Genomic DNA, 26,282 nt, shown 5'->3' with positions numbered 1-26,282 from the left:
ACGACGCTGTTCTTGGGTTAAGTCATTTGAAGCGATCTTACTGCCTCTTTGTTAAGAAAGTTTTCTTGCTTGCCCGTTATTCAACGTCGCAGGGTAAGCAAAGAACATAAGTGCCTTTCGGATCGTTAAGTTGGTTTACCAAGTTAAACTCTTTCAGTACACGCTTAAACTCGTTAACCAGTGCAGTATCTGCATTCGCAAACTGCCATTTGCCGACAAATGTCATTGTTTGTCCAAAAAATTCTTTCCAGAATATTTCCTGAGCGGTTAATGTACGCTTTACGTAAAACGTATCGTAATTTTCTAGTTCAGCCATTTCGGCAGCAGCAACAACCGCATCGTCAAGGGTACCTAATTCATCAACTAGCCCCAAGTTAATCGCATCGTCACCAATCCACACGCGACCTTGCGCTACACTGTCTACTTGATCGATTGGCATATCACGTGCGTTAGAGACAAGCGACAGAAAGTTACCATAGGTGTTTTCCACATTGCGCTGAAGAATCTGACCAAACTCTGGTGCTAACGGGCGAACCGTTGAAAAACCAGCAAGCTCAGTGGATGCGACGCCATCGCTATGAATGCCTAAATAATCCAGTGAATTTTCGTAGGTCATAAACATACCAAATACACCGATAGAGCCCGTTATTGTGCTCGGGCTTGCGATAATTTTATCTGCACTTGCCGCAATCCAATAACCACCAGACGCCGCGTAAGTGCTCATTGATGCAATAACCGGCTTGCCCGCCTGTTGAAGCTGAAGTACTTCTTGACGGATAACCTCAGATGCAAATGCACTACCGCCAGGAGAGTCTATCTGTAGTACCACTGCTTTTACGTTGTCATTTAATCGCGCTTTTCTTAACAGACGCGCTGTGCTGTCGCCGCCTATAGTGCCAGCTTTTTGATCGCCATCTAAAATCGTTCCTTTGGCAACAACAATAGCGACTTTATCCATATCAGATTCAATGGCCGGCATGGGCGGATTAATCACCTTAAGGTAGGTATTAAATGACGTTAAATTCACGCCGAGTTTATTGTCGTCTTCGCCCACTATGTCGATAAGTTCAAGCCTGACTTCTTCTCGTGTTTTTAACGCATCTACCCAATTGTTTTGCAGGGCATATTGAGCAAAGTCGCCGCCGGCGGCTTCAAACTTAGCCAAAAGCCCTTCAAGGGTTTCATCAAAATTAGCTTCATCAATGCCGCGGGCTGCTGAAACGTCAGCCTTGTATTGAGCCCAATAGCCATCTAACCACTGCTTTTCTGCTTCTTTGGCTTCCTGTGACATGTCGTTGCGCATGAGTGGCTCAACCGCTGATTTATAGGTGCCCACACGGAAAATATGTGTGGTAACCTTCAGCTTTTCCAGCATGTCTTTAAAGTACATACCGAAGCGACCATACCCTTCAAACATCAACCCTCCCATTGGGTTTAGATAAATGTTGTCAGCATGGGCTGCTAAGTAATACTGGTCCTGTGAGAAGTAATCGCCAATAGCGTATACCGGCTTTTCCGATTCTTTAAACCCGTCAATAGCTTTCGCTACGGCGCGAAGTTTATCTAAACCACCGCCTGTAAAGCCTTGCAAATCTAACACCAGAGCTTTAATACGGCGATCTTTTTGGGCGTTCTCTAGCACTTTTACCACGTCGCGAACAAGCACTTCTGGGTTTTCAGGTTCACTGCCTAGCGATTCCTGTAAAAACTGCTCGAAGGGATCAACGCTTTCTTTTTCAATGACCAACTTGCCGTTAAGCGTTAGAAAAAGTGCACTGCCTTTATTTACCGTTAGTTGCTCGTTGTCCTGACCCGCTATAGCAACAATCAATCCAACAAAAATAACAATGAAAATAAGATTAAAGAAAAGTTTGCGGGTGAAGTTAAGCACCGTCCACAAGCCAATAAACAAGGATTTGGTCCAATTTCCTTTGGCTGCCATTTGATCACTACCTTTTTTGAATTAACTAATCAGAGCAAGACCAGTCAGGGGTATCTTGCTCAATATACTGCATTACATTATGTTACCTAAAACGTATAAGATCGCGAACTTAATTGTAATTTTTTGTGTGCAGCCATTCGATTTACTTTAATCAATAGGGACAATTAGCCACGAGAACAATAATTTCGCTATTAAATTGCCGTTAACGCGTTTTAGTGTCTTCCTCTAGCCACCTTTTAATAAGATGCGCTATACGCGTGTGATCGTCTTCACTCATACTCATTAAAAACTTGCCGTTGCGCTCCTTGTACCGGGCTTTTTGCTGGCCTTTTTGCATTATTCGTGAGAACGGTGAAGGCGTATTCTTGTGCGATGAAATTTTTTTCATACTGCTCCGTTCTTATTCTGAAATATTGAAAAAGGCAAAACGATGATAAAAATTTACCAACAGTTTGTAGCACGACTACAGTTAGCCAACGGCATTCCGCTATTTTTGTTACGCTTATATTTAGCACCGGTAATGATACAAGCTGGTTGGAATAAAGCATCTAGTTTTGACAGCATAGTAGACTGGTTTGGAAATGAGGATTACGGTTTAGGCTTGCCTATACCATTTGTAATGGCATTTTTGGCCACCGCCGCTGAACTGGTTGGGGGTGTACTGTTATTATTTGGGGCATTAACTCGCTTAGTCAGTATCCCGTTAATGATCACTATGGTCGTTGCTATGGTTAGTGTACATGCTGATAATGGCTGGTTGGCTATTGCTGACGCGTCTTCTTGGCTTGCTGACGGTACTATCGTGCTTAATGAAAGTGTTATGGCTGCGCCCGAAAAACTATCGGCTGCGAAATCACTATTACAAAACCATGGCCATTACGAATGGTTAACGTCAAGCGGCAACTTTGTGGTGCTGAATAACGGTATTGAATTTGCTGCGACGTATTTCATTATGCTATTGGTTCTGTTTGTATATGGCGGAGGACGGTTTTTAAGCGTCGATTATTACTTTAAACAATTTTTTGCGCCTAAAATGCCTTCATAGTACAAGCAATACAGCGCTGGATTAACGCGCTAAAAGACCGGATATTTCTGGTCTTTTTTGTTTATGGACCGTAGGATCTAGCATACAACCAACCATACCGCTTTTACGGGTATGCTTTTAGGTAACTAGAGACTTTTAACGCTCTAGATTACGCACGAATTTGATATGTAGGGACGTAGATGGACGCTTTAACATTGTTACTTAACAGAAGTTCTCAGCCGCGTTTAGAAGCGCCAGCACCAAGTGGTGATGCACTTGAAAATATTATGCAGGCTGCTCTGCGCGCACCTGATCATGCGTGTCTAACACCATGGCGTTTTATTGTATGTACGGGAAAGGGGTTAGATAAGCTAGGTGCATTGTATGAAAAGTCGGCTATCGAAAACGGTAAGTCACAAAAAGACATAGAAAGGGCAGTGCAGCTTCCGCATCGCGCGCCCATGGTCGTTGTTGCAATTGCAAAGCATATTGAACATGAAAAAGTGCCAAGAGTTGAGCAAATCGCTTCGGCCAGCTGTGGCGTTATGGCCATGCAAATGGCGGCAGTTGCGCAGGGCTTTAACGGTATGTGGCGCACAGGCAATTATGCGCAATGCGAAACGGTAAGGAATGGTTTAGGTCTTAGCGAAGACGATGAGCTGGTTGGATTCTTGTATCTTGGCACGCCGGCCTTCGAACCTGCGCCTAAGCCGCAGAGAAATAGTGGCGACTATTTCGAATTTTGGCAGTAAATTGGCGCGTTCGTGGGTTGCTAAACGCTAAAAGGTCTACAAGCGTTTACGCAAAAGCAAATGCGAGTAGACCTTTAGACGTCACATAATTCTAATATGTGACGTCTACGTTATAGCCTGCGAACTTTCTGATATTGATAACGCGGTCGCCATCTAACATCCAATATTGGCCTTTAATACCTGTTAGTACGCCAGAAAACGACGGTGTCTTATCTAAGTTTAACGACTTAATTTTCACCGGGTAGTCTTCTACAGGGTAATGAATATCGTGAATAGGCGTACTCACTTCCGACACCGCTTGCAGTCCTTTTTCTTGTTTCAACGCCGCTAAGTCGTTTTCAATCTTTTCCATTAGCTCCGTTTTGACTTGCTCAAGGTCCACCTCTTCTGGTTTCCCCTTTAGCATAGTGCGCCAGTTTGTTTTATCGGCAATGTGGTCTTTACACAAGGTTTCAACTTGCCCACTTGTTAGTCTATCTGGCACGCGTAACATAACGGTTGCCTGGGTAGCGCCTTGATCCATCCATCGCGTCGACACGCCATCAGTTACCATTCGGGTAATTCCAACTTTCACCGTACCGGTATTAGCAAGATAAACAAAATGGTCGCTGAAGCAGTGTTCTTCTCCCCACTCGGGTTCTCTACATGTACCTTCGTGATAGTGGCATTTCTCAGGCTTGATAATACAACTGTCGCACTGCGCCAAGGAAATTAAGCAAGGGTAGCAATAACCTTGGTTAAAACTTTTCTTGGTTTTACGATTACAGTGCACACAGTTAATGTCACCCGAGAAGGTTACTGTTACTTCTTTACCTATTAGGCTGTTAATATCTAAAAACTCGTCACCGATAGGGAGTGTATAGCGTACTGTATTGTCTTCATCGGCAGCGGTGCGCATTTTTCGCAGCATACCTGAATATGTTGTTGTCACTTTTAAAACCTTATTTTTAAAACGTTGTCGTTTTATTGCCTGCTAACGCAAACGTTGCAGGTGTTTTATGTTAATCGCTTAACTCGCCGCGCAAGTTTTGTGTAAGCAGTTGACTGATTCTTTCAAACGCCAGCCCTTTGCTTAACAAGTAATGTAATTTAGCGAGTGCGGCTTCTGGCGTCATATCACTACCCGATAATACGCCAACTTCTTGTAGGCCGTGCCCGGTCGCATAGCCGCCCATGTTTACGCGCCCGCGCATGCATTGCGTACAGTTTAAAACAGGGATTTCACGGGCTTTCGCGTATTTAAGTTGCGCGATAAGTTCAGGGTTTTGCGGCGCATTGCCTACACCATAACTTAGCAATATAAGCGCGTTTACGGGTTGCTGAAGCGTGTTTTTAATTACCTCAGGGGCAATACCTGGGTATAAGCTTACCATGCCAATAGGCTGGGCCTTTACGCTAGATACCGTTAAGGTATTGTTAGGTGTTTCTGCCAAGGTACCTGCTTTAATGCGAATATTGATCCCCGCTTCAAGTAACGGAGGGAAGTTAGGGGAATCAAAAGCACTAAATCCGTCGGCATCAACTTTTCGGCTGCGATTACCTCGAAGCAAACGGTTATTAAAAAACAGTCCTACTTCTGCAATCGGGTAGTTTGCCGCCACAAATAAGGCATTTAACAGGTTTACCTGACCATCTGAACGCAGTTCTGCTAACGGAATTTGTGAACCGGTAACAATCACAGGCTTCGTTAAGTCTTCTAACATAAAACTTAGCGCTGAAGCCGTGTATGCCATGGTATCTGTACCGTGCAAAATAATGAAGCCATCATACTTGTCGTAGTTATCGGCAATGTCATCGGCAATACGCTGCCAATCTGACGGATCCATATCTGATGAATCGATTAAATTATCATATTCATGCAAGGTAAAAAGGGGCATTTCAGAGCGGTGAAACTCAGGCATCTTTTTTAGTGTTTCAGTTAAGAAGCCAGCAGCGGGTACGTAACCTTGTTTAGAGGGTTTCATACCAATGGTGCCGCCTGTATAGGCAATGTAAATATGTTTGCGCATGAAATGACCTCACCCCTGTTTTTTGGGGGGCGTTTAAGGAGTTAAGCTACAATTCGCGCATTCTAACAATACCTACGGGTTTGTCACCCGTAATTATTTAGCAAGCAAAGGGCATAGCAAGAATTGCTGCTTATAAATATAACGGCTAGCGAATTCTACTGCCGATGTCGTTTTATAAGTGCACGATAAAACGTTAAAAGGCGGAAAATGAGCACAAAAAAAGCGATGAAATCATCGCTTTTTAAAATCTGCAGTGCGTATTGGTAACGTATTTCAATTAATGAAATGGCGTTGACATTATTTAACTTCTTTACCCGCCGCCTGTTGGTCAGCATGGTAACTTGAACGAACCATGGGGCCGCACGCTGCATGAGTAAAGCCGATCTCTTTGGCGTAATCGCCTAGCGCATCAAACTCTTTAGGGTGCACATAGCGTTTTACTGGGTAGTGGTGGCGGCTAGGCTGAAGGTACTGACCGAGTGTCAGCATATCAACATCATGAGCGCGCAGATCATCAAGTACCCCTTGAATCTCTTCGTTCTCTTCACCCATGCCCATCATTAAGCCCGACTTTGTCATTACGTCAGGATGTTGCGCTTTAAACTTCTTAAGCAAGTCTAATGACCACTGGTAATTTGCACCTGGACGACATTCTCGGTATAGGCGAGGAATGGTCTCAAGGTTGTGGTTAAACACATCAGGTACGCCGTTTTTGAAAATCTCCAACGCTCGGTCCATACGGCCACGGAAGTCTGGCACTAATACTTCAATGGTTGTCGTTGGGCTGTGTTCGCGAATAGCATTAATGCAATCTACGAAGTGCTGGGCTCCACCGTCGCGAAGATCATCGCGGTCAACAGACGTAATAACCACGTAGCGCAAGTTCATTTCTGCAATCGTTTTAGCGAGCTTCTCTGGCTCCTCTGCACTTGGAGGCAAAGGCTTACCGTGAGCTACGTCACAGAAAGGACAACGGCGGGTACAAATATCACCTAATATCATAAAGGTGGCGGTACCGTGGTTGAAACACTCGGCTAGGTTAGGGCAACTTGCTTCTTCACATACCGAGTGAAGATTATTTTTGCGAAGTGTTTTCTTGATGTGATCAATTTTCTCGGTAGTACGAGGCAATTTGATTTTTATCCACTCCGGCTTGCGCAGCATTTCTTCCTTTTCTGTAGGAATAATGGTGACGGGAATATGTTTTACTTTTTCATCATCACGGAGTTTTACCCCCGCTTGAGGTCGTGCGTTACTCATCAAAACCTTCTTTATATATTGGCTGTGCAATGGAAAGCGCTTCTAGCAACAAATGCGTTAATTCATTACCAGCGGTTTCAAGCGTATTTGGGCCGTTAAGGCGCGCGGTATCTATCATTTCCATACCGGCATAACCACATGGGTTAATACGTTGAAACGGTGATAGGTCCATACTAACATTTAAAGCCAACCCGTGAAACGAGCAGCCATTACGTATTCTTAAACCAAGAGAGCACACTTTCTTTTCGTCCACGTACACGCCAGGCGCATCGGGCTTTGGATAGGCTTTTACACCGTACTTTGCGAGAAGTCCGACCACAGATTCTTCCATCGCTGTAACGAGGTGACGAACGCCAAGTTTTCTTCGCTTGATATTAAGCAATAAATAAATGACTTGTTGGCCCGGGCCGTGATAGGTGACTTGGCCGCCACGGTCTACTTGCACAACGGGAATATCGCCGGGCATAAGGATATGCTCAGCTTTCCCCGCTTGTCCTTGGGTAAAAACAGCGTCATGCTCGACTAGCCAAATCTCGTCTTGGGTGTGCTGGTCACGCTCATCGGTAAAGCGTTTCATTGCCTCGAAAACAGGCTCATATGGCTGACGGCCTAGTTGGCGTACTACAACACCATTCGCTTCAGGCTGAATCGGCTGGTCACTCACTTATAGTACAACCCTAACAAGCTCAAGTTTGGCTAATTCTGTGTAGATGGTTTCCATATGCTCTTTACTAGTTACACGTACACTTATTGAAACCGAGTGGTAAGTACCTTTACTACTTGGTTTAACTGCCGGGGAATAATCGCCAGGCGCGTGCTGTTGAAGACAGCTTACTACCTGTTCTGGTAGGTCTTCGTGTGCTACGCCCATTACTTTAAATGTTTGGTTTGTTGGAAAATCTAGTAGTTCGTCGAAACGGGTATCCATGCGATATCCTTGGTACTTAAAATATCATATAAAAAAACGGCCAGATTGTAACAAATCTGGCCGCTTCACAACTAGCTTTTTAATCACTCGCTTTTTAAAGCGTAGTCATCTATTTGCTTTTACTCGTCGTCAAAGCCTAGCTGAAGCATAATGTAGTCTTTGGCGCGGTTGAAGAAGCTACCTTCTTTTACTTCTTGAAGGGTTACCAGTGGGTAACTTGCCACGTCTTCACCTTCTAGCTGTAGGTATAGCTTACCGACTACTTGACCTTTAGCTAGCGGGGCTTCCAGTTTGTCGTCTAACTCAAAGTTAGCTTCCAAATTCGCCGCTTGACCGCGAGGAATAGTAATGGGGGTAGATTGATTAATTCCAAGGTCTACCGTTTCTCTATCACCCATGTAAATGCGGTGGGCGACAAAACTGTGTCCCGCTTGATAAGGGGTAAGCGTTTCGTAAAAGCGGAAGCCGTATTTAAGTAGTTTTTTGTTTTCTACTTTACGTGCACGTTCGCTATCAGTACCCATTACCACAGAAATTAGGCGCATGCCGCCTTGCTCAGCAGATGTAATTAGGCTGTAGCCTGCATCTGAGGTGTGGCCCGTCTTGATACCGTCAACATTTAAGCTTTTATCCCACAGTAAGCTATTGCGGTTGTACTGTTTAATACCGTTGTAGGTAAATTCTTTTTCACTGTAAATTTTGTACATTTCAGGTGTCTCGGCAATAAGTGCACGAGAAAGAATAGCCATGTCACGAGGGGTGGTGTAGTGGTCAGGATCATGTAATCCGTGAGCATTTACCCAATGAGAGGCTGTCATACCCAACGAGGCGCTGTGAGCGTTCATCATGCTTGCAAATGCAGATTCCGAACCTGCAACATGTTCAGCCATAGCAACGCAGGCATCGTTACCTGATTGCACTACAATGCCGCGCAGTAGGTCGCTAACGGAAACTTGCGTGCCCACTTCAATAAACATTTTTGAAGAATCTGGGAATTTCTTAGCCCATGCATTTTCAGAAATGGTAACTTCATCATCTAGGCTAATATTGCCCGCTTGAAGTTCTTTACCAATCACATAAATGGTCATGATCTTTGTTAAACTTGCTGGTGCAAGCTGCATATCTGCGTTTTTCGACGCGATGACGTGACCTGTTTCATAGTCGGTAAGTAAGAAACCTTCTGCAGCGACTGATGGAGCAGGCGGAGTGACTACAGCAGCACTGGCTGTATGTAACAATGTCCCTAACACCAAAAAGGCAAATGAAAGTAATGACGGTTTAGCGCGTTGAATTATTCTGAGCATGGTTCTAATTTCTTTGACCGTTATATCCGTGTGAGTTAAAGCTTACCTTATTAACGCGAAGACCGCGAAACAAGACTACCCATTTTTAGCTTTAGTTCAGTTCGAAACTGAATCCTGTCTTTGCAGCCTCATTGTATCGCAGAGGCAACGTGAGATCTTAACGAAAGGCTGCTTATAAGACTAGGTTTTATCAAAAAAGTTTACGTCTTAGTAGGTCTAAGGCGAAGAAACCGTGATATTGCCTGTTGAATGACACAATGCTGACACATTCTCGGTGGATTTATGGGCGATGGGGCGTTACGGGTTATGCATCAGTAAAGTAGAAAAGCCCATCTTTGCTCTTTTTTTTACGATAGGCATAGACAGTAAAAGTAGGGTAAATAAAAAGGGCGCTAACACAACAGGTGGATATAAAAGCGGGTCCGTATTGCGGTATAGGGTTTGCGTTTTAGAGCCTAGGTTATAAAGTCTGTGTTATAGCATACGCGTTAGGGTAGCCATTTTGTTTTAATTGCTGAAGTACTTCGGCCACAACCGCTTCATCGTGAATCGGGCCAAGTTGAAGTTTATAGATGTTATTATCAACGGGTAGGTGGGCAGGTATTTGGTATAGCGCTGATAGTACGTTAGATATAGATTTTGCCTTTGCTGCGTTAGACAATGCGGCAACTTGAATGTAAATAGCGTCTTTTGATAAGCCATCGCCTTTCTCTGGCGCCGCTTCTTCCTGTGCATTATTTGACGGGGATGCACTGGCTACCTGCGTTGAAGGTTCAACAGCAATACCGAGGTATTCGTCATAAGATACCGTGGGGCCATTGCCTACAGTGACATTATTTTGTTCGTCGAAATGGATAACTTCGAGTTTAACCTTCGCTGTGCCTTTACTGTGATAACCTAGTTTAACTGCCGCAGCATAAGATAAGTCTATAATTCGGTTTTCGTGAAATGGCCCTCGGTCATTCACGCGAACAATGGCTTGTTTATTATTCTCTAAATTGGTTACGCGAACGTAAGACGGCAGGGGCAGGGTTTTGTGCGCCGCGCTCATAGCGAACATATTATAGGTTTCACCATTTGACGTTAGATGGCCATGGAATTTTTGCCCATACCAACTTGCAAAACCGACTTCTTCGTAGCCCTTGCCATTTTGCATTGGCGTATAATGTTTTCCGAGCACCTTGTAGGGCCGACTGTTAAACATTCTATAAGCTTCGTATTTAGGAACAGCGTCTAGCGTTTCCGGCGTTTTTGCAACATACTTTGGCGCAGAGTCTTGGTGCTGGGTGTAGCGTCCAGATTGTTTTGGTGCACTTTGGCAGCCTACCAAAAACGCACCGACAACAAATATAGCCAAATAACGATAGCATCGCTTGTTTACGCGATTTACATTGTGTATCTCAAGTACCGAAATAAGATGTCGCAACATACGGGTTATCTAGACATTAAACGTTTTTGAGTGGCGATTGCCATAAGAATGCCAAATCCCGCCATCAAAGTCACCATGGATGTGCCGCCAAAGCTGACTAAAGGCAAGGGGACGCCAACAACGGGAAGTAACCCCGATACCATGCCCATGTTTACAAACACATAGACAAAAAAGGTGAGGGTGATACTGCCACCAAGCAGCTTAGCGTATGCGTCTTGCGCGCGGCTAGAAATAATAAGGCCCCTTAATATAATAAATATATAAATCGCCATTAAACACATCACCCCAGTGAGGCCAAATTCTTCACTGAACACAGAGAAGATAAAGTCGGTATGGCGCTCGGGCAAGAATTCTAACTGAGACTGAGTACCTTGCAGCCAACCTTTGCCATCTACCCCGCCTGAACCAATGGCAATCTTCGATTGAATGATGTGATAGCCTGACCCTAAGGGATCGCTCTCTGGGTTGAGGAACGTAAGTACGCGTTGCTTTTGATAATCTTTCATAAGAAAGAACCACATGACAGGTGCAAAAGCGCCGATTAACGCGCCCACTACAGAGATTAAACGCCAGCTCATTCCCGCCAGAAATATGGCAAAGATGCCCGAGCTTGCAATGAGAAGTGACGTGCCTAAGTCAGGCTGTTTTGCTATAAGAATGGTTGGCACCACCACTAAAGCAAACCCAACAACGATATGTGTGGTACGGGGGGGCAGCGTAAACTTACTGATATACCAAGCCACCATCATAGGTACTGCAAGCTTCATTAACTCGGAGGGCTGAAAGCGAATAAAGCCTAGATCTAGCCAGCGCTGAGCACCTTTCCCCATATCGCCGAAAAGCAACACGGCGATAAGCATGAGGAGCCCACCGACAAAAGCGTAAGGCGATAGAAACCGGTAGAACCCAAGAGGCAGTTGCGCTAAGCCGAACATAACAATGAAACTAAATCCAAGTCGAATGAACTGACGCTCCATTTGCCCCATATCTTGACCAGAAGCCGAAAACAACGTGACCAGTCCCACTGCGCTTAGTACGAGTAGGCCAATTAACAACCAGCCGTCGATATGAATTCGCTGCAATAAACTAATTTTGTTCGGGTTTATGGTGGTTCGTTTCACTAATTCGCCCCTAACTTATTGGTATTGTTTGATTGTGCTGTATTGACGGTGTCGAACACCCGATCTTTGAAGTAAAAGTCCATAATTTGACGGGCTACGGGCGCAGCATTTTTACTTCCGCCTCCCACGTTCTCTAGCACTACTGTTACCGAAATTTCCGGGTCATCGAAAGGTGCAAAGCCAACATACATGGCGTTATCGCGAAGGCGCTCATCTATTTTGCTGGCATCATACTTTTCATTTTGTCCTACAGTAAACAGCTGAGCCGTTCCTGTTTTACCCGCTGAATCGTAAGGAGTATCGGCAAAGGCATGCCTAGCGCCGCCTTCTTCACCGCTAACAACATCGCGCATCGCGTTCAATACAACATCTAAGTTGTCGCGATTTTTAATTTCGATAGGACGTAACGATTTAAGGGGAATGAGGTCTACCGAGCTATCCGTTTTCATATAGCCGCGAATAATTTGCGGAATGTAGCGTTCCCCCGCGTTTATCAGCGTATTCACTGAGGTATTGAGCTGCACAGGAGTGGTGGTCCAATAGCTTTGACCAATGCCTACCGGAATGGTATCGCCTATATACCAAGGCTGATTAAATCGAGCGCGCTTCCAGCCACGGCTAGGCATATTGGCATCAGATTCTTCATATAAGTCGATGCCGGTAAAATCACCGAACCCAAATTTATACATGGCGTCGCTTATTTTATCGATACCCAGTTTATAGGCTAACTCGTAATAATAGGTATCGCAGGACACCTCTATCGCTTTAGAAACATCAACTTTGCCATGACCCCAGCGACGCCAATCACGCCACACGTGTGATACGTTTGGCAGTTTATAACGGCCCGTATCAGTAATGGTGTAGTCTTTCGTGATCACACCTTCTTCTAAGCCTACTAAGCCTAGGTGGGGCTTAATCGTCGACGCTGGCGGGTATTGCCCCTGGGTCGCTCGATTAATAAGCGGGCGGTCGGGAGAATTTAACAGTGCTGAATAGTTCTTACTGCTAATGCCGTGAACAAACAAGTTGGGGTCGTAACTGGGGTTTGAATAAAGTGCCAGCACTCCACCGGTTTTCACGTCGGTAACAACAATTGCTCCACGCATGCCATCGATAATGCGCTGGGCTTCTAGCTGAAGTTTTAGATCTAAATTAAGTACGATGTCTTTGCCTGGGGTTGGCGGTTCAACACTAAGAACGCGAATAATTCGGCCTTGATTATTGACTTCCACCTGTTGGTAACCAACCTTTCCGTGCAGGAGTTCTTCATGATATTTTTCAATACCCAACTTACCAATGTCATGCGTAGCCGCATAGTTATCTTCTTGGCCCGCCTCAACAAGCTTTTGTAAGTCTCGTTTATTAATTCGGGCAACGTAACCAAGGGCATGCGTAAGGGTTTCTTTGTAGGGGTAATGACGGGCCAGACGAGCCTCAATTTGTACGCCGGGAAACTTATGTTTGCTGGCGGAAAATAGCGCAACTTCCTCTTCGCTAAGCTGTGTACGAAGTGCTACCGGTTTAAATCGGCGGGTACCTTTAAGCGTTGACTGAAAGCGTTCAAGTTCATCGTTAGTAATACCCATCAGTTCAGTCAGTTCGAGAAGGGTGGCATCAATATCATCGACCTGTTCCGGAATGACTTCCAAACTAAAAACGGGGCGATTTTCTGCTAAAAGCACACCGTTACGATCGTAGATAAGCCCGCGGTTGGGCGCTATCGGCAGCACGTTAATTCGGTTACCGTTAGAACGGGTCTGATAATCTTCAAACTGTGTAACCTGCAAAGAATAAAGGTTGTTTAGCACAATGCCCAACATGGCTATAACAATGATAAAAGCAATCGTCGCCCGACGAGCGAACAAGTTCGCTTCAGCTGAATGATCGCGTATCGCTTGACGTTTTCGGTGCATTGACTTCCTTTGCATTAGCGTAAAGCCGCCTTACTCACGATGATAAGGGTGATTCTGTGTTACCGACCACGCGCGGTAGAGGCTTTCGGTAAGAATAATTCTCACCAGAGGGTGGGGTAACGTAAGCGCTGACAATGACCATTTTTGTTCAGAGGCGGCAATACAGTCTGGGGCTAATCCTTCAGGGCCGCCGATAAGTAAGCTCACGTCGCGCCCATCCATTTTCCAGTTATCCAACTGCTTGGCTAGGGTTGGCGTGTCCCAAGGTTTGCCCGTTACTTCTAAGGTAACAATGCGGTTTCCTTTAGGAATAGCAGCAAGCATCTGCTCGCCTTCTTTTTCTAAAATACGTTTTATATCGGCGTTTTTTCCGCGCTTTCCGGCAGCAATCTCGGTAAATGAAACGGGCATGTCGCTGGGGAAGCGGCGAATGAATTCGTCAACGCCTGTATTCACCCAGTTTGGCATTTTCGTACCAACCGCAACAATTTGTATACGCACTTTCGACCCTTACCGCAGGTTGTAATAGTTATAGTGGCTATGAAGACCGTACTTTAGCCAGCACGGCCATCCATAAGGCAAGATTGCTTTAAGTTTTAATCGCGTTGTGTAGTGATTACGACCAAAGCTTTTCTAGCTGATAGAAATCACGGGTTTCGTCTTGCATAACATGCAAAATAACATCGCCAAAGTCTACCAGCACCCATTCACCAGATTCCTTGCCTTCAACGCTTCCAGGCGCATGGCCCGCGTTTTTCGCTTCTACCATTACGTTTTCAGCAATAGAAGATACATGACGCTTAGAGTTACCCGAGCAAATGATCATGGTATCTGTAATACTTGATTTGCCGCGAACGTCTAGTTCAATGACATCACGGGCTTTCATATCGTCGATTTTGTCTTTAACAAACTGTTTGAGCTGTTGACTCTCCAAGAGTTTTCCTCACTTACTTAACTTTTATATAACTGATGTTCGTTTATGTACTCAAGTACCGCATTTTCTAACCACAATTCAGCGGGCGAACCCTCTAGTACGTGACCTTTATCAGCTGGAGTAGCACTAGCGAGTACTTCACGAATCTCAGTAGATGAAACATTATAAAGCGGTGTGTTGGTTAACACTACTTTACCTGCAGGTTCTGTGTGAATCACGTTTTTGTCGTCGCTCACATGAGTATCTAACCAGGCTTGTATTGCGCAAGCAGGCGAGAATTCTTCATCGTCTCTACGCATAACCACTAAGTGACAATAATCGAGTAGGTGCTCCCACTCGTACCATTTATCCAGATTATACAGCGAATCTGCACCAATGAAAAAACAGATTGTGTCATCACTGTTTTCTTTTAATGCGCGCAGTGTTTTTACTGTATAAGACGGCGACGGCAACGTAAGTTCAATTAGCTCTGGAATAAGTCTGTCATTGGTTTGTGCGCAAAGCTCAATCATTCTCACGCGATGGGTTTCTGACACGCCGACTGCCTTATGTGGAGCTAATTTGCAGGGCATAAGGTGAACTTCGTGTACGCCTAATTCATCAGCAGCGCTAAGCGCCGCTTCAATATGCCCCTTATGTGGAGGGTTAAAGGTTCCCCCTAAAATGGCTTTAACTGTTGGGCGTGTTGTAAACGTGGGAGGTAAACTCACTACGTGACGTCCTTTATGCTTGTAATAGCGGTGTTTCGCGTAAATCGAACCCCATGAACATCATACAAAGGTGACACATTTCAACATAAGGGCGAGCGATTACGTTTTGCTTAAAGGCATGATCTGATTGGGTAAGGGCGTGTTGAATATCTTCTAATTGAGCGAAGCTAAGGCGACTTAACGCACTCTGGTAGTAACCCTGACGGTTACGCCAAATTCCAAACTTTTGCCACTGAATGGGACCGCTTTGCTCAGCAAGCTTTAACTTCCAAAGTTGCTCCCATTCTCGAATTAATGCCCAAATAATAATATTCGGCTCTAAGCCTTCACTTTCCAGCCGGTAAAGCATCTTAATACAGCGGATGCTATCCCCGCTTAGCATGACATCGACCAGCTGAAACACGTTAAAACGTGACTGGTCTACCATAGCCTGCTCTATTTGCGCTTCTGAAATAGATTGCTGGGGGTAGAGTAGGGCTAGTTTATCAATTTCCTGTTTAGCGGCCAGCATGTTGCCTTCACAAAAATCGGCAATCATTTTAACCCCAGCAGCGGACACAGATAATTGGTGGGCTTTGAGTTGTTGATTTAACCAAGCGCTAAGCTGTTTCCCTTCTAATGGATAGCAAAGCACAGAGGCGCCAATGTCATCTAAAACTTTAAACCACTTTCCGCGCTGTACATCTTTGCCGATTTTGGGGCCGTGAACCAATAACAAGATATCGGGGCTTAGCGACGCTGCGACTTCTTGCAGCATTTTACTGCCCTCAGTACCCGGCTTACCGGTAGGTAACTCAAGTTCAATAAACTGCTGGCTAGAAAACAGCGACATGCTTTGCGTGGCTTCAATCAACTGGTTCCAATTAAAACCTGTTTCAGCCACCAAGACCGTGCGTTCTTCAAAACCATTGGCCTTTGCTTTAGCACGTATTTGCTCAATGACATCAAACTTTTGTTGAGGTTCGTCACCAAACACAAGATAGCATGGGCGCAATGCCTTCGTGATATCTTGACTAAATTGGTTTGGGTATATTTGCATGGACGAAGCGCTATTTATCGGCGCTGACAGGCGCAGCGACAGCTTGACTAGAAAGGCGTCTAATCATGATGTCGGCGGCTTCATCGCGCATTTCGCTTAACATTAATTCGAGTTCACGAGATTTGGCCAACACTTGGTCTGGATCATCTTGATAGTCGCGGACCACTTCAAACTGCGCCATTACCGCTTCTTTGTCGGGAAACTGCACGCGATAGCGAACAACGTAAATAAGCTCGTATTCTGCGACTTGACCTGAAGGATAAACAGATAACAGTTGACGTTCTAGTTTTTCAGGAAGTAAATAAATGCTCACGCTTTGTGCAGAAACCGTGTCTATACTGCTTAAGCCGTAAACATTTAAGCGTTTATCGAGCGCACGCGCAAGGGGCGCGTGTGCTCGAGCACTTTCAATGGCAACTGTATTAATGTTGTCCGGTAGACTAGGGCTACTTCGTAAATGGAAACCACAGCCTGTTACCAGAACCGTAACCAATACAGCGACTGCGAATTGTAAGTGCTTTTTCATAGTATAAGCAGACCTAGTTAGCTACGATATTTACAAGCTTACCAGGTACAACAATTACCTTACGAATGGTTTTACCTTCGATAAATTGCTGTACGTTTGGCTGCTCTTTTGCTGACGCTTCAATTGCCTCTTTGCTCGCGTCTGCGGCAATGGTCATCTTAGCGCGAACCTTACCGTTAACCTGAACAATGATAAGCTTTTCGTCTTCAACCAATGCCGCTTTATCTGCCTGTGGCCATGGCGCTGAATCGATATCTTCACTGTGACCTAGTACTTTCCAAAGCTCGTGAGCGATGTGCGGGGTAATAGGGTTAAGTAGCAACAAGATTGACTCACAGGCTTCGCGCATAATAGCGATGTCCTGGGCGCTTTCTTGCGGCGCCTTTTGAAGGTGATTTAGTAGTTCCATTACCGCAGCAACGGCCGTGTTGAAGGTTTGACGACGGCCTAAGTCATCAGACACTTTTTCAATTGTCTTGTGTACTTCACGGCGAAGTGCCTGTTGGTCTTTCGAAAGTGACTTAACGTCGATGGCTTCTGGCGTACCTTTTTCCACATGCTCAGTAACAAGCTTCCAGATACGACGTAAGAAACGGTTTGCACCTTCAACGCCAGAATCAACCCATTCAAGAGTTTGCTCTGGTGGCGCTGCGAACATAGTAAATAGACGTACTGTATCGGCACCGTACAGGTCGATAACTTCCTGCGGGTCGATACCGTTATTCTTAGACTTAGACATTTTGGTCATGCCGCCATGAATAACTTCTTCGCCATCGGCGGTAAGCCACGCTTTAACAATACGGCCTTTGTCGTCTTTCTCTGTGCTTACTTCAGTAGGCGAGAACCAAGTTTTCTTACCAGCTTTGTCTTCACGGTAGTAAGAATCAGCCAAAACCATACCCTGACACAACAGGCGCTTAAACGGCTCATCAGAGTTTACTAGGCCTTCATCACGAAGCAGCTTGTGGAAGAAACGTGAGTAAAGCAGGTGCAAGATAGCATGCTCAATACCACCAATATATTGATCTACCGGTAGCCAATAGTTGGCAGACGTTGGGTCAAGCATAGCATCGTTGTTTGTGGCACTTGCGTAGCGCGCGTAGTACCACGACGACTCCATAAAGGTATCGAAAGTATCAGTTTCACGCAGCGCAGCTTCGCCGTTATATGTGGTCTTTGCCCACTCAGGGTCAGCTTTAATTGGCGACGTTACACCATTCATTTCTACGTCTTCTGGTAGCACAACAGGTAGCTGGTCTGCCGGAACAGGTACCGACTCGCCATTTTCCAAATTTAGCATTGGAATAGGCGCGCCCCAGTAACGTTGACGGCTTACACCCCAGTCGCGTAAGCGATAGTTAACCTTACGCTTACCGCAGCCTTTGCCCTCAAGTTCATCGGCAATACCGTTAAATGCAGCATCAAACTCAAGACCATTGAATTTATCCGAATTGATCAAGCTGCCTTTCTCGGTATACGCAGAGGCAGAAAGGTCGCACTTATCTTCATCACCGGCATTTGGTGCAATAACTTGCGTAATTGGCAGGTCGTACTTTGTTGCAAACTCCCAGTCGCGCTGGTCGTGACCCGGTACGGCCATAACTGCGCCTGAACCGTAATCCATCAATACGAAGTTAGCCACCCAGATTGGAAGCTTTTCACCCGTTAGTGGGTGGATAACCTCAAAACCTGTGGCAAAGCCTTTCTTCTCCATCGTAGCTAATTCAGCTTCAGCAACTTTGGTGTTTTTGCATTCCTCGATAAATGCCGCTAAATCTGGATTAGACTGTGCTGCAAATTCCGCTAATGGGTGCTGCGCTGCCACTGCAACGTAGGTAACCCCGTAGAAAGTATCCGGACGGGTGGTATATACCGTTAAATCGGCAATGTCGTTAACCGCTGACGCTAGGTCAAACGTAATTTCCACGCCTTCAGAGCGGCCTATCCAGTTTGCCTGCATAGCGCGTACTTGGTCTGGCCACTCTTCAAGCTGTTCTAAATCTTGTAAAAGCTCTTCGGCGTAGTCAGTAATTTTAATAAACCACTGTGGAATTTCTTTTTGTTCAACAAGGGCACCTGAACGCCATCCGCGACCGTCAATTACCTGTTCGTTAGCCAGAACGGTTTGATCTACAGGGTCCCAGTTCACAGTAGAGTTTTTCTTGTACACTAGGCCTTTTTCATAAAGGCGAGTGAAGAACCATTGTTCCCAGCGGTAGTAATCAGATTTACATGTTGTTACTTCGCGATCCCAGTCGTAACCAAAACCCAACGAGCGAAGCTGGTTCTTCATGTAATCGATGTTGGAGTATGTCCATTTCGCCGGTGCAGTGTTGTTGTTAATCGCTGCATTTTCCGCCGGTAGACCAAAAGCATCCCAACCCATAGGCTGCAATACATTTTTACCCTGCATGCGCTGGAAACGGCTGATCACGTCACCAATGGTGTAGTTGCGCACGTGACCCATGTGAAGTCGGCCACTAGGGTAGGGGAACATAGACAGGCAGTAGAATTTTTCTTTTTCTACGTCGTCGTTTGCTTTAAAAGATTGGTTCTCTTCCCAGTATTGCTGAACGCGTTGTTCAATGTCTTTCGGATTGTACTGATTATCGGCCATGAAACTTAGGCTTCCGCATTAAAAGTTAAAACGTTTATGGGGCGGCATAAGGCGAACGATTTACAAGAGAATTTGTAACCTCTCCTGCATTATTGCCATTTAACCGCACGTGGGATATTCCCACTTTACATACATATAGCCCAATAGAATAACCCAGCGCTAAGCCATGCCTCAATAGCTTAACACTGAACTAGGCAATATTTATTTCTGCTTGCATGAAAAGTGAGCATTAATGCAGCAGTTTAGGCCCGTTAAAGAAGATAGCTTGTAGAGCCACTTTTTTAATTTTCACTTAACGACCTATTTTTTGTGTTATTAGTACGTGCCTTAGTAATATGCCTCAACGTACTCATTAAGGCACTAAGATGGTTGTTTGTTGTTCAATTAACAACGTAAAGCTGCCTTATTAGAGTTAACCGTTTGACACTACTGTTAATTAGGGTTTCACTTAAGTAAAGAAACGAAAAATAGAACAGACATGTCTGTAGACACTAATTTATATGCGTTAGATGTAGATGCGCTTTCACCTACCATCAATCGCCGAGCGATTAACAGTGCTTTAAAAGATGATGAAGCGCTAAATGCGACCTTTATTGGGCAAGAGCGTGCGCGCGAAGCACTCACATTCGGGTTAGGCATTAGCACCAGAGGTTACAACCTTTACGTGATGGGTGAACCTGCCACAGGCCGTTTTACGCTGGTAAAAGATTACATTGAACGCCAAGTTGCACAGCTTCCCGCACCCGACGATTGGTGTTATATCAATAATTTCGACGATGAACGCCAACCCGTAGCGCTAAAATTTCCGCCAAGTGGCGGCAAGGCATTTCAAAAAGATATGGCTGCACTTATCGATGATGTCTTGGACTCACTGCCTATCGCATTTGATAACCCTGGTTATCAGCGCCGCCGTGCCTCTATCTCTAGAGAGTTTGAGCAAAAGTACGATGCTGCTATTGATGCTGTAGAGCGTTATGCTCAAGCCAACGACGTTGCGCTTTATGAAGAGGGTGGTTCAATTACCTTTTCACCCATTATTAACGGCAAGCCTATCAGAGATACTGATTTTGCATCGCTCACTGACGATCAGCGAGAGGGCTTTTACACGCTAATTGACGATTTAGAAAACAGACTGAGTGAAAGTTTGTTGAGTTTACCTACGTGGAAACGCGAAAACTCAGAACGTCTGCGTGAGCTTGACAAAAAGACCGCAGAGCACGTAATTAAGCCGCTTATTAAGGTGTTTGAACACAAATACGCCTCTGAGCTTGGGGTAATGAAATACCTCAAACAGCTTAAAAACGCTTTGGTTAGTGCTATTTTGGTTATACACGGCGAAGAACAAAAAGAAGAGAAGAGTGACGACTTTGATAAAAAAGTATTTTTAGAAGAGCAGTTTCTTCCCAATGTATTGGTTTCGAATAAATTAGACGATGCGGCACCTGTTATATACGAGCCAAACCCTACCTACCAGAACTTATTCGGTAAAATAGAGTACACAAATATCCACGGCAGTGTATTTACCAATTACCGAATGATACAGCCTGGTGCACTGCACCGCGCAAATGGTGGCTATCTTTTGTTGGATGTCGACCAAGTCATTGAACAGCCTTTTGTGTGGGATACCCTGAAACTTGCCATTAAGTCCCAGCGCTTGCGCATGGACTTACCCCAGCAAGACGTGGGAATGGTTAACAACATCACGCTTAATCCTCAGCCTATCGATTTAAACGTAAAAATTGTTTTGCTTGGTTCTCGCGACCTTTACTACACGCTACAAGATTACGATGACGAGTTTGACGAATTGTTCCGAGTGCTCGTAGATTTTGACTTGGAAATACCTGTTACGCGGCAGGCACTTTTCGATTTTGTGGGCAAAGTACGTGCCCATCTCATTCACCTGGGGCTTAAAGGTATAACGGCTAATGCCATGTGCAGGCTAGTAGAGTATTCGCTACGAATGGCCGAGCACAAAGAGAAGCTTTCTGCGCATTTTGCCGAAGTCATTGAGCTGGTTAATGAAGCTTATTATTTCTGTCAAAAATCGAATGCCGACACCCTAGAGCTTGATCATTTGAAGACGGCGTTAAGTGCGAAAAAGCGCCGTACCGGCCGCGTTAGTCAAACGCTACTAAACGATATTAAAGAAGGGCATGTACTTATTGCCACTGAAGGTAAAGCGGTAGGTAAGGTAAACGGGCTTACGGTTTTGGATATCGGTGACACGGCGTTTGGTACACCTGCGCGCATTACATCTACCGTGTTTGCTGGGGCAAGTGGTGTAGTTGATATCGAGCGTGAAGTAGAGCTTGGACAGCCTATTCACTCTAAGGGCGTTATGTTGCTCAACGGTTATTTAGGCAACAAGTATGCGCAACATTTCCCTTTAACGCTTTCCGCGAATATCGCCCTCGAGCAATCTTATGGGCATATTGATGGCGACAGTGCCTCTCTTGGTGAACTGGTTGCACTTATTTCTGCGCTTACTGAAATCCCATGCTTACAAACTTTGGCCATCACAGGTTCGATTAACCAGTATGGCGAAGTGCAAGCGGTTGGCGGTGTTAATGAAAAGATAGAAGGCTTTTTCGACTTGTGTCAGCACCGCGGGCTTACCGGTACACAGGGCGTAATTATTCCTAAATCGAATGCGATTAATCTGGTGTTAGATGCCACCGTTATCGATGCAGTGAAAAAAGGGCTGTTCCATATTTACACTGTTGAAACCGTAGACGACGCGCTTACTATTTTGATGGAACAGGAAGCGGGTAAAATTAGCAGTAAAGGCCGCTATCCCAAAAATTCTATAAACTACCACGCAGTGAATCGTCTATACAACATTGCGCTTATTGTAAACGGTGGAGATGGAGAGTAGACAAAAAGCTAATCTTTTTCGTGAAATAATAATGGCAATTTGGTGTAAAATATAAGTAATAAAAAATATATTAGGCAACATTGGCATTCATAACATTATTATCTTCATAAATCATAGAGATAGTCGTGCTGCCGTTTAAAAAAATAAGAAGGTAAACCATGCAACCGAATTGCAGTGTAGTAGCGAGGAATAACGTCACCATCCATGGTTCAGGAAGTACCGTAATAATGTTAGCTCACGGTTTCGGCTGTGATCAGCAGATGTGGTGCCACCTATTACCCTACCTTGTAGAAAAGTACAAAGTAGTGTTATTTGACTATGTAGGATGCGGCGCTTCTGATTATTCAGCCTACGATACTAATCGCTATGCGACACTCGATGGATACGCTCAGGACGTCCTAGATATTTGCGAGGCGTTAAACCTTAAGGATGTAATCTTCGTCGGGCACTCGGTTAGCAGTATGATTGGCATGCGCGCGGCTATCCAATTACCTCACATTTTTTCTAAGCTTGTCATGGTATGTCCGTCTCCCTGCTTTCTAAATTTCCCCCCTGACTACATGGGAGGCTTCGACAAAGCAGATTTAGAAGAACTATTAAACCTTATGGACAAGAACTATGTGGGGTGGGCAAATTATTTAGCGCCCTTGGTCATGGGGCAAGACAATAGCGCAGACTTAATTCAAGAACTTGAAACAAGTTTCTGCTCTACGGACCCTAAGTTCGCCAAGCCGTTTGCCAAAACTACGTTTTTTTCTGACGACAGAGCCCAGCTTGCAAAGCTCATGCTTCCTACACTTATTTTACAAAGCAAGCACGATAATTTAGCGTCAACAAATGTGGGGGAATACATGAATAACGCTATTCCGGACGCTAAAATGCATATCGTTGATGCCTATGGACATTGTTTACACATGACTAACCCGGCTACTGTGTTTACCTTATTCGAGGATTTCGCAGCTTGAAAGAAGCAGTAGAGGAAGACTTCCCCTGTTTGTTACTTAAATCGGATTTAGAAACGACAGAAATAAAATGGTTAAATCCCTATGCCAAGTCGTTTCTTGGGGTAGAGTGGACTTCTGAGAAGAAAATAATCGATATCGTCTCTAAGGCAAGTTCGATATTTTACGAAAGTTATATAAAACCTATACTCCTAGCCAATGGTGAATATTTAGAAGTTCAAATCACCTTGTTATCGGGCTCGGGCCAAAGAGTGCCCGCTGTGGCCAATATCACGGTTTCAGGTCACATACTGTACTGGGCGATATACGTTGCAAAAGAACGAGATAAGCTTTATCAGGAGTTGATAGAAGCAAAAGATCAACTTGAAAAGAAGACCGAAGAGCTTACGGCTGTAAGCCGTCGAGATACATTGACGCCTTTACTTAATCGTCGCGCGGCAAATGACGATGTGCTAAAAATGATATCTCAATCGCGTCGCGCCTTTGTCCCCCTATCTTTTCTGCTTTTGGACATCGACTTTTTTAAAAAGATTAACGACGCCTTTGGGCATGAAGAAGGCGATAGAATACTTATAAAGTTATCACACGTGTTGCTGGAGCAAGTGCGCGAGACAGATGTTGTGGCGAGATGGGGCGGCGAAGAGTTTTTAATGGTGCTTTTTAACACAGATATAAAAGACATAAAGCTCTTTAGCGAACGGCTGCACAATGCCATACGCGAAATTAGTTTACCCAGCGGTAAGCCTTTAACGGCAAGTATTGGTGGTACTGTGTTAGAAAAAGGTGACCTTGCTCAACCAAATCTGATTGCCCAGCAATTGCTAAAAGCGGATAAGGCACTTTATGAAGCAAAAGCCAATAAAAGAGCCCATACTCGAATTTATGATAGTGTTCACGGGATTGTTAAGATTTAAATAATGCCAATTATCACTAGGTATTGATTGGCGTTATTGGCATTAACTACCCTAGGCGTTTAATATTCAACGAGGCGTTGTCGGTTGCCTCGTTGACTAACTTTCTTTGGCTATTTAGGCGGCATGCGCAGCCCGCCATCTAAGCGGATTGTCTCACCATTTAGATAACTGTTGTTTGCCATATGAATAACTAATTTCGCAAATTCTTCAGGTAGGCCAAGGCGCTTAGGAAACTGCACGTTGGCAGAAAGGGCATCCTGCACTTTTTCAGGCATAGCAAGCAGCATTGGCGTACCCATTACCCCCGGCGCGATAGTGTTAACTCGAATGCCCAGTGGTGCTAAATCTCGAGCCATTGGCAGGGTAAGACCAATAATACCGCCTTTACTTGCTGCATAGGCTGTTTGGCCTATTTGACCTTCGTAACCCGCTACTGAAGCAGTATTAACAATAAGGCCCCGTTCGCCTTCATCGTTAATAGGTGCTTGTTTTGCCATGGCCGCAGCCACCAAGCGAGATACATTAAAGCTGCCAACTAAATTGATATCGATAGTTTTTTGGAAATCACCAAGTGGTGCAGGGTTGCCTTCTTTATCAAGTAAGCGCTTTGCGGGAGCAATACCTGCGCAGTTGACCACTAAAGAGATAGCGCCGAATTTGTGCGTTGTAGCGTCAATAGCGTCTTGAACAGAAGCTTCATCGCGCACATCCACTTTGGTGAAAAGGGTATTGTCACTACCTAGTTCTTCAACGCGTGTTGCGCCAAGTTCCTCGTTTAAATCGAAAAGGCTTACGTTGGCACCTGCTTCACGAAGCGCAATAGCAGTAGCGTGACCAAGACCTGAACAACCGCCTGTGACTATAGCAGTGAGATTTTTTAGCGTCATAGATTTCCTTTAAACCCGTTTTATCACTATTATTAATGTGATGTTAACGAGAAGTAAGAAGAAAAACTACGGTGCCGAGAAGATCGGCACCATTAAAACGCTTATTTTGGCAACTGAATTTTACAGTCTTCGCTTTGACGGTAGATAATAAGTGTGTGACCAATTACCTGAAGCTTTACAGCGTTGGTTTCACGAACAATGGCGTCCATGATAAGCGCTTTTTCTTCACGGTCATCGGTAGGCACCTTAACTTTAATTAATTCGTGGTGGTTAAGAGCGTTGTCAATTTCTGCAACCACCCCTTCGGTTAGGCCGTTGCCGCCTAGCTGCACAACAGGTTTTAGCGGGTGTGCAAGGCCTTTTAGAAATTGTTTCTGTTTATTTGAAAGTTTCATGTATTAATATTTCTTACAATTAATCTGTTAGTTTAAGCTTGAAATAACGTATTCTAACGCCATCTTCTCTACAATCCTAATTACATTGTGATGGAATGACAAAAAAGAAACACTCCGCCAGCAGTAAGCGCTGGCTTCAAGAACACGTTAACGACCATTATGTGCAAAAAGCAAATAAGGAAGGTTGGCGATCGCGAGCTATCTACAAACTGGAAGAAATCCAGAAAAAAGATAAGCTTATAAAGCCCGGAATGACACTTGTAGACCTTGGGGCTGCGCCTGGTGGCTGGTCACAGCTAGCCGCACAGCTCGTTGGTGAAAATGGTCAAGTTATCGCGTGCGATATTTTGCCTATGGATCCCATTGTAGGCGTCGACTTTTTACAAGGTGATTTTCGAGAAGATGCAGTTCTCGACGCACTATTGAACAGAATTGGCGGGAACACCGTAGATATAGTGTTGTCTGATATGGCACCGAACCTTGCAGGTAATGCTTCGGTTGACCAATCTCGCTCTATGTATCTTTGTGAACTAGCGCTGGATATGTGTCACCAAGTATTAAAGCCCGGTGGTTCATTTGTTATTAAGGTGTTCCAAGGTGAAGGCTTTGTAGAGTTTATGAACGCACTCAAACAATCTTTCACCACCATTAAGACGCGTAAGCCTGACTCGTCCAGATCACGTTCTCGTGAGGTGTATTTGGTGGCTTGTGGCTATAAAGTGTAGTACGCTTTGGGTTAAG

25 protein-coding genes are annotated in these 26,282 nt (G+C 44.8%); 6 read left to right on the top strand and 19 right to left on the bottom strand.

Features of this window, described 5'->3' with window-relative positions:
- Nucleotides 1–76: 76 nt before the first annotated feature.
- Nucleotides 77–1,942 (bottom strand): signal peptide peptidase SppA, encoded by a 1,866-nt coding sequence (gene sppA, locus ACTRWF_RS00540; RefSeq protein WP_462834929.1) that lies wholly within the window; start codon nt 1,940–1,942, stop codon nt 77–79.
- Between the two features lie 202 nt (nt 1,943–2,144).
- Nucleotides 2,145–2,330, bottom strand: coding sequence for a hypothetical protein (locus ACTRWF_RS00535; protein WP_020745904.1), 186 nt, complete (start codon nt 2,328–2,330; stop codon nt 2,145–2,147).
- Between the two features lie 42 nt (nt 2,331–2,372).
- Between ACTRWF_RS00535 and ACTRWF_RS00530 the strand changes: the two genes are divergently transcribed.
- Entirely contained in the window at nt 2,373–2,987 is a 615-nt protein-coding gene (locus ACTRWF_RS00530) for an HvfX family Cu-binding RiPP maturation protein (protein WP_287148864.1), read from the top strand.
- Nucleotides 2,988–3,166: 179 nt separating this feature from the next.
- A complete protein-coding gene (locus tag ACTRWF_RS00525) occupies nt 3,167–3,718 on the top strand; it encodes an NAD(P)H nitroreductase (RefSeq protein WP_462834928.1) in 552 nt (183 codons plus the stop codon).
- A gap of 91 nt (nt 3,719–3,809) precedes the next feature.
- Here the strand turns inward: ACTRWF_RS00525 and ACTRWF_RS00520 are convergent, their stop codons facing one another.
- The 15 genes from ACTRWF_RS00520 to leuS form a co-directional block, all read right to left on the bottom strand.
- Nucleotides 3,810–4,649, bottom strand: coding sequence for a DUF2797 domain-containing protein (locus tag ACTRWF_RS00520; RefSeq protein WP_020744731.1), 840 nt, complete (start codon nt 4,647–4,649; stop codon nt 3,810–3,812).
- Between the two features lie 70 nt (nt 4,650–4,719).
- Nucleotides 4,720–5,727 (bottom strand): asparaginase, encoded by a 1,008-nt coding sequence (gene ansA / locus ACTRWF_RS00515; protein WP_462834927.1) that lies wholly within the window; start codon nt 5,725–5,727, stop codon nt 4,720–4,722.
- Nucleotides 5,728–6,024: 297 nt separating this feature from the next.
- Nucleotides 6,025–6,987, bottom strand: coding sequence for a lipoyl synthase (lipA, locus tag ACTRWF_RS00510; protein WP_015067114.1), 963 nt, complete (start codon nt 6,985–6,987; stop codon nt 6,025–6,027).
- On the bottom strand, nt 6,980–7,564 hold the full coding sequence (gene lipB / locus ACTRWF_RS00505; protein ID WP_408607843.1) for a lipoyl(octanoyl) transferase LipB: 585 nt from the start codon (nt 7,562–7,564) through the stop codon (nt 6,980–6,982). Before lipB ends, lipA begins: the two co-directional genes overlap by 8 nt.
- An 87-nt stretch (nt 7,565–7,651) precedes the next feature.
- Complete coding sequence (gene ybeD / locus ACTRWF_RS00500; RefSeq protein WP_015067116.1) at nt 7,652–7,915, bottom strand: DUF493 family protein YbeD; 264 nt, start codon at nt 7,913–7,915, stop codon at nt 7,652–7,654.
- A gap of 119 nt (nt 7,916–8,034) precedes the next feature.
- Entirely contained in the window at nt 8,035–9,219 is a 1,185-nt protein-coding gene (locus tag ACTRWF_RS00495) for a D-alanyl-D-alanine carboxypeptidase family protein (protein WP_015067117.1), read from the bottom strand.
- A 460-nt stretch (nt 9,220–9,679) separates the two neighbouring features.
- Entirely contained in the window at nt 9,680–10,648 is a 969-nt protein-coding gene (locus ACTRWF_RS00490; protein WP_462834926.1) for a septal ring lytic transglycosylase RlpA family protein, read from the bottom strand.
- Nucleotides 10,649–10,653: 5 nt separating this feature from the next.
- A complete protein-coding gene (rodA, locus tag ACTRWF_RS00485) occupies nt 10,654–11,769 on the bottom strand; it encodes a rod shape-determining protein RodA (RefSeq protein ID WP_015067119.1) in 1,116 nt (371 codons plus the stop codon).
- Nucleotides 11,769–13,682 carry a penicillin-binding protein 2 gene (gene mrdA, locus ACTRWF_RS00480; RefSeq protein WP_462834925.1) on the bottom strand — a complete coding sequence of 638 codons (1,914 nt, stop codon included), beginning with the start codon at nt 13,680–13,682 and terminating at the stop codon, nt 11,769–11,771. Before mrdA ends, rodA begins: the two co-directional genes overlap by 1 nt.
- Before the next feature lie 30 nt (nt 13,683–13,712).
- Entirely contained in the window at nt 13,713–14,183 is a 471-nt protein-coding gene (gene rlmH / locus ACTRWF_RS00475; RefSeq protein WP_015067121.1) for a 23S rRNA (pseudouridine(1915)-N(3))-methyltransferase RlmH, read from the bottom strand.
- Between the two features lie 115 nt (nt 14,184–14,298).
- Nucleotides 14,299–14,616 carry a ribosome silencing factor gene (gene rsfS, locus ACTRWF_RS00470; protein WP_015067122.1) on the bottom strand — a complete coding sequence of 106 codons (318 nt, stop codon included), beginning with the start codon at nt 14,614–14,616 and terminating at the stop codon, nt 14,299–14,301.
- A 17-nt stretch (nt 14,617–14,633) separates the two neighbouring features.
- Entirely contained in the window at nt 14,634–15,326 is a 693-nt protein-coding gene (gene nadD / locus ACTRWF_RS00465; RefSeq protein WP_462834924.1) for a nicotinate (nicotinamide) nucleotide adenylyltransferase, read from the bottom strand.
- A 13-nt stretch (nt 15,327–15,339) separates the two neighbouring features.
- A complete protein-coding gene (gene holA, locus ACTRWF_RS00460; protein ID WP_023559678.1) occupies nt 15,340–16,365 on the bottom strand; it encodes a DNA polymerase III subunit delta in 1,026 nt (341 codons plus the stop codon).
- Nucleotides 16,366–16,375: 10 nt separating this feature from the next.
- The gene (locus tag ACTRWF_RS00455; protein ID WP_015067125.1) at nt 16,376–16,891 is read right to left on the bottom strand and encodes an LPS-assembly lipoprotein LptE; all 516 of its coding nucleotides are present in this window, start codon (nt 16,889–16,891) and stop codon (nt 16,376–16,378) included.
- A gap of 13 nt (nt 16,892–16,904) precedes the next feature.
- Nucleotides 16,905–19,508, bottom strand: a complete 2,604-nt coding sequence (leuS, locus tag ACTRWF_RS00450; protein WP_278385505.1) for a leucine--tRNA ligase — start codon at nt 19,506–19,508, stop codon at nt 16,905–16,907.
- Nucleotides 19,509–19,986: 478 nt separating this feature from the next.
- On the opposite strand from leuS, the gene ACTRWF_RS00445 reads away from it, so the two are divergent.
- From ACTRWF_RS00445 to ACTRWF_RS00435, 3 genes are all read left to right on the top strand, one after another.
- Nucleotides 19,987–22,383, top strand: coding sequence for a Lon protease family protein (locus tag ACTRWF_RS00445; RefSeq protein WP_462834923.1), 2,397 nt, complete (start codon nt 19,987–19,989; stop codon nt 22,381–22,383).
- Between the two features lie 158 nt (nt 22,384–22,541).
- The gene (locus tag ACTRWF_RS00440) at nt 22,542–23,348 is read left to right on the top strand and encodes an alpha/beta fold hydrolase (RefSeq protein WP_333970244.1); all 807 of its coding nucleotides are present in this window, start codon (nt 22,542–22,544) and stop codon (nt 23,346–23,348) included.
- On the top strand, nt 23,345–24,259 hold the full coding sequence (locus ACTRWF_RS00435) for a diguanylate cyclase (RefSeq protein WP_462834922.1): 915 nt from the start codon (nt 23,345–23,347) through the stop codon (nt 24,257–24,259). Before ACTRWF_RS00440 ends, ACTRWF_RS00435 begins: the two co-directional genes overlap by 4 nt.
- A gap of 110 nt (nt 24,260–24,369) precedes the next feature.
- Here ACTRWF_RS00435 and ACTRWF_RS00430 read toward each other — a convergent pair whose 3' ends face one another.
- A complete protein-coding gene (locus ACTRWF_RS00430; protein ID WP_023559684.1) occupies nt 24,370–25,146 on the bottom strand; it encodes a 3-hydroxyacyl-CoA dehydrogenase in 777 nt (258 codons plus the stop codon).
- Between the two features lie 101 nt (nt 25,147–25,247).
- Entirely contained in the window at nt 25,248–25,541 is a 294-nt protein-coding gene (gene yhbY, locus ACTRWF_RS00425) for a ribosome assembly RNA-binding protein YhbY (protein WP_015067133.1), read from the bottom strand.
- A gap of 95 nt (nt 25,542–25,636) precedes the next feature.
- Here yhbY and rlmE point away from each other — a divergent pair, with 95 nt between their 5' ends.
- A complete protein-coding gene (rlmE, locus tag ACTRWF_RS00420; protein ID WP_015067134.1) occupies nt 25,637–26,266 on the top strand; it encodes a 23S rRNA (uridine(2552)-2'-O)-methyltransferase RlmE in 630 nt (209 codons plus the stop codon).
- Nucleotides 26,267–26,282 lie beyond the last annotated feature (16 nt).

It is taken from the genome of Alteromonas sp. G5_S2_22_S1, assembly GCF_054968525.1.
The sequence above is the reverse complement of the archived record's forward strand: the minus strand, read 5'-3'. Positions and strand labels throughout refer to the sequence as shown.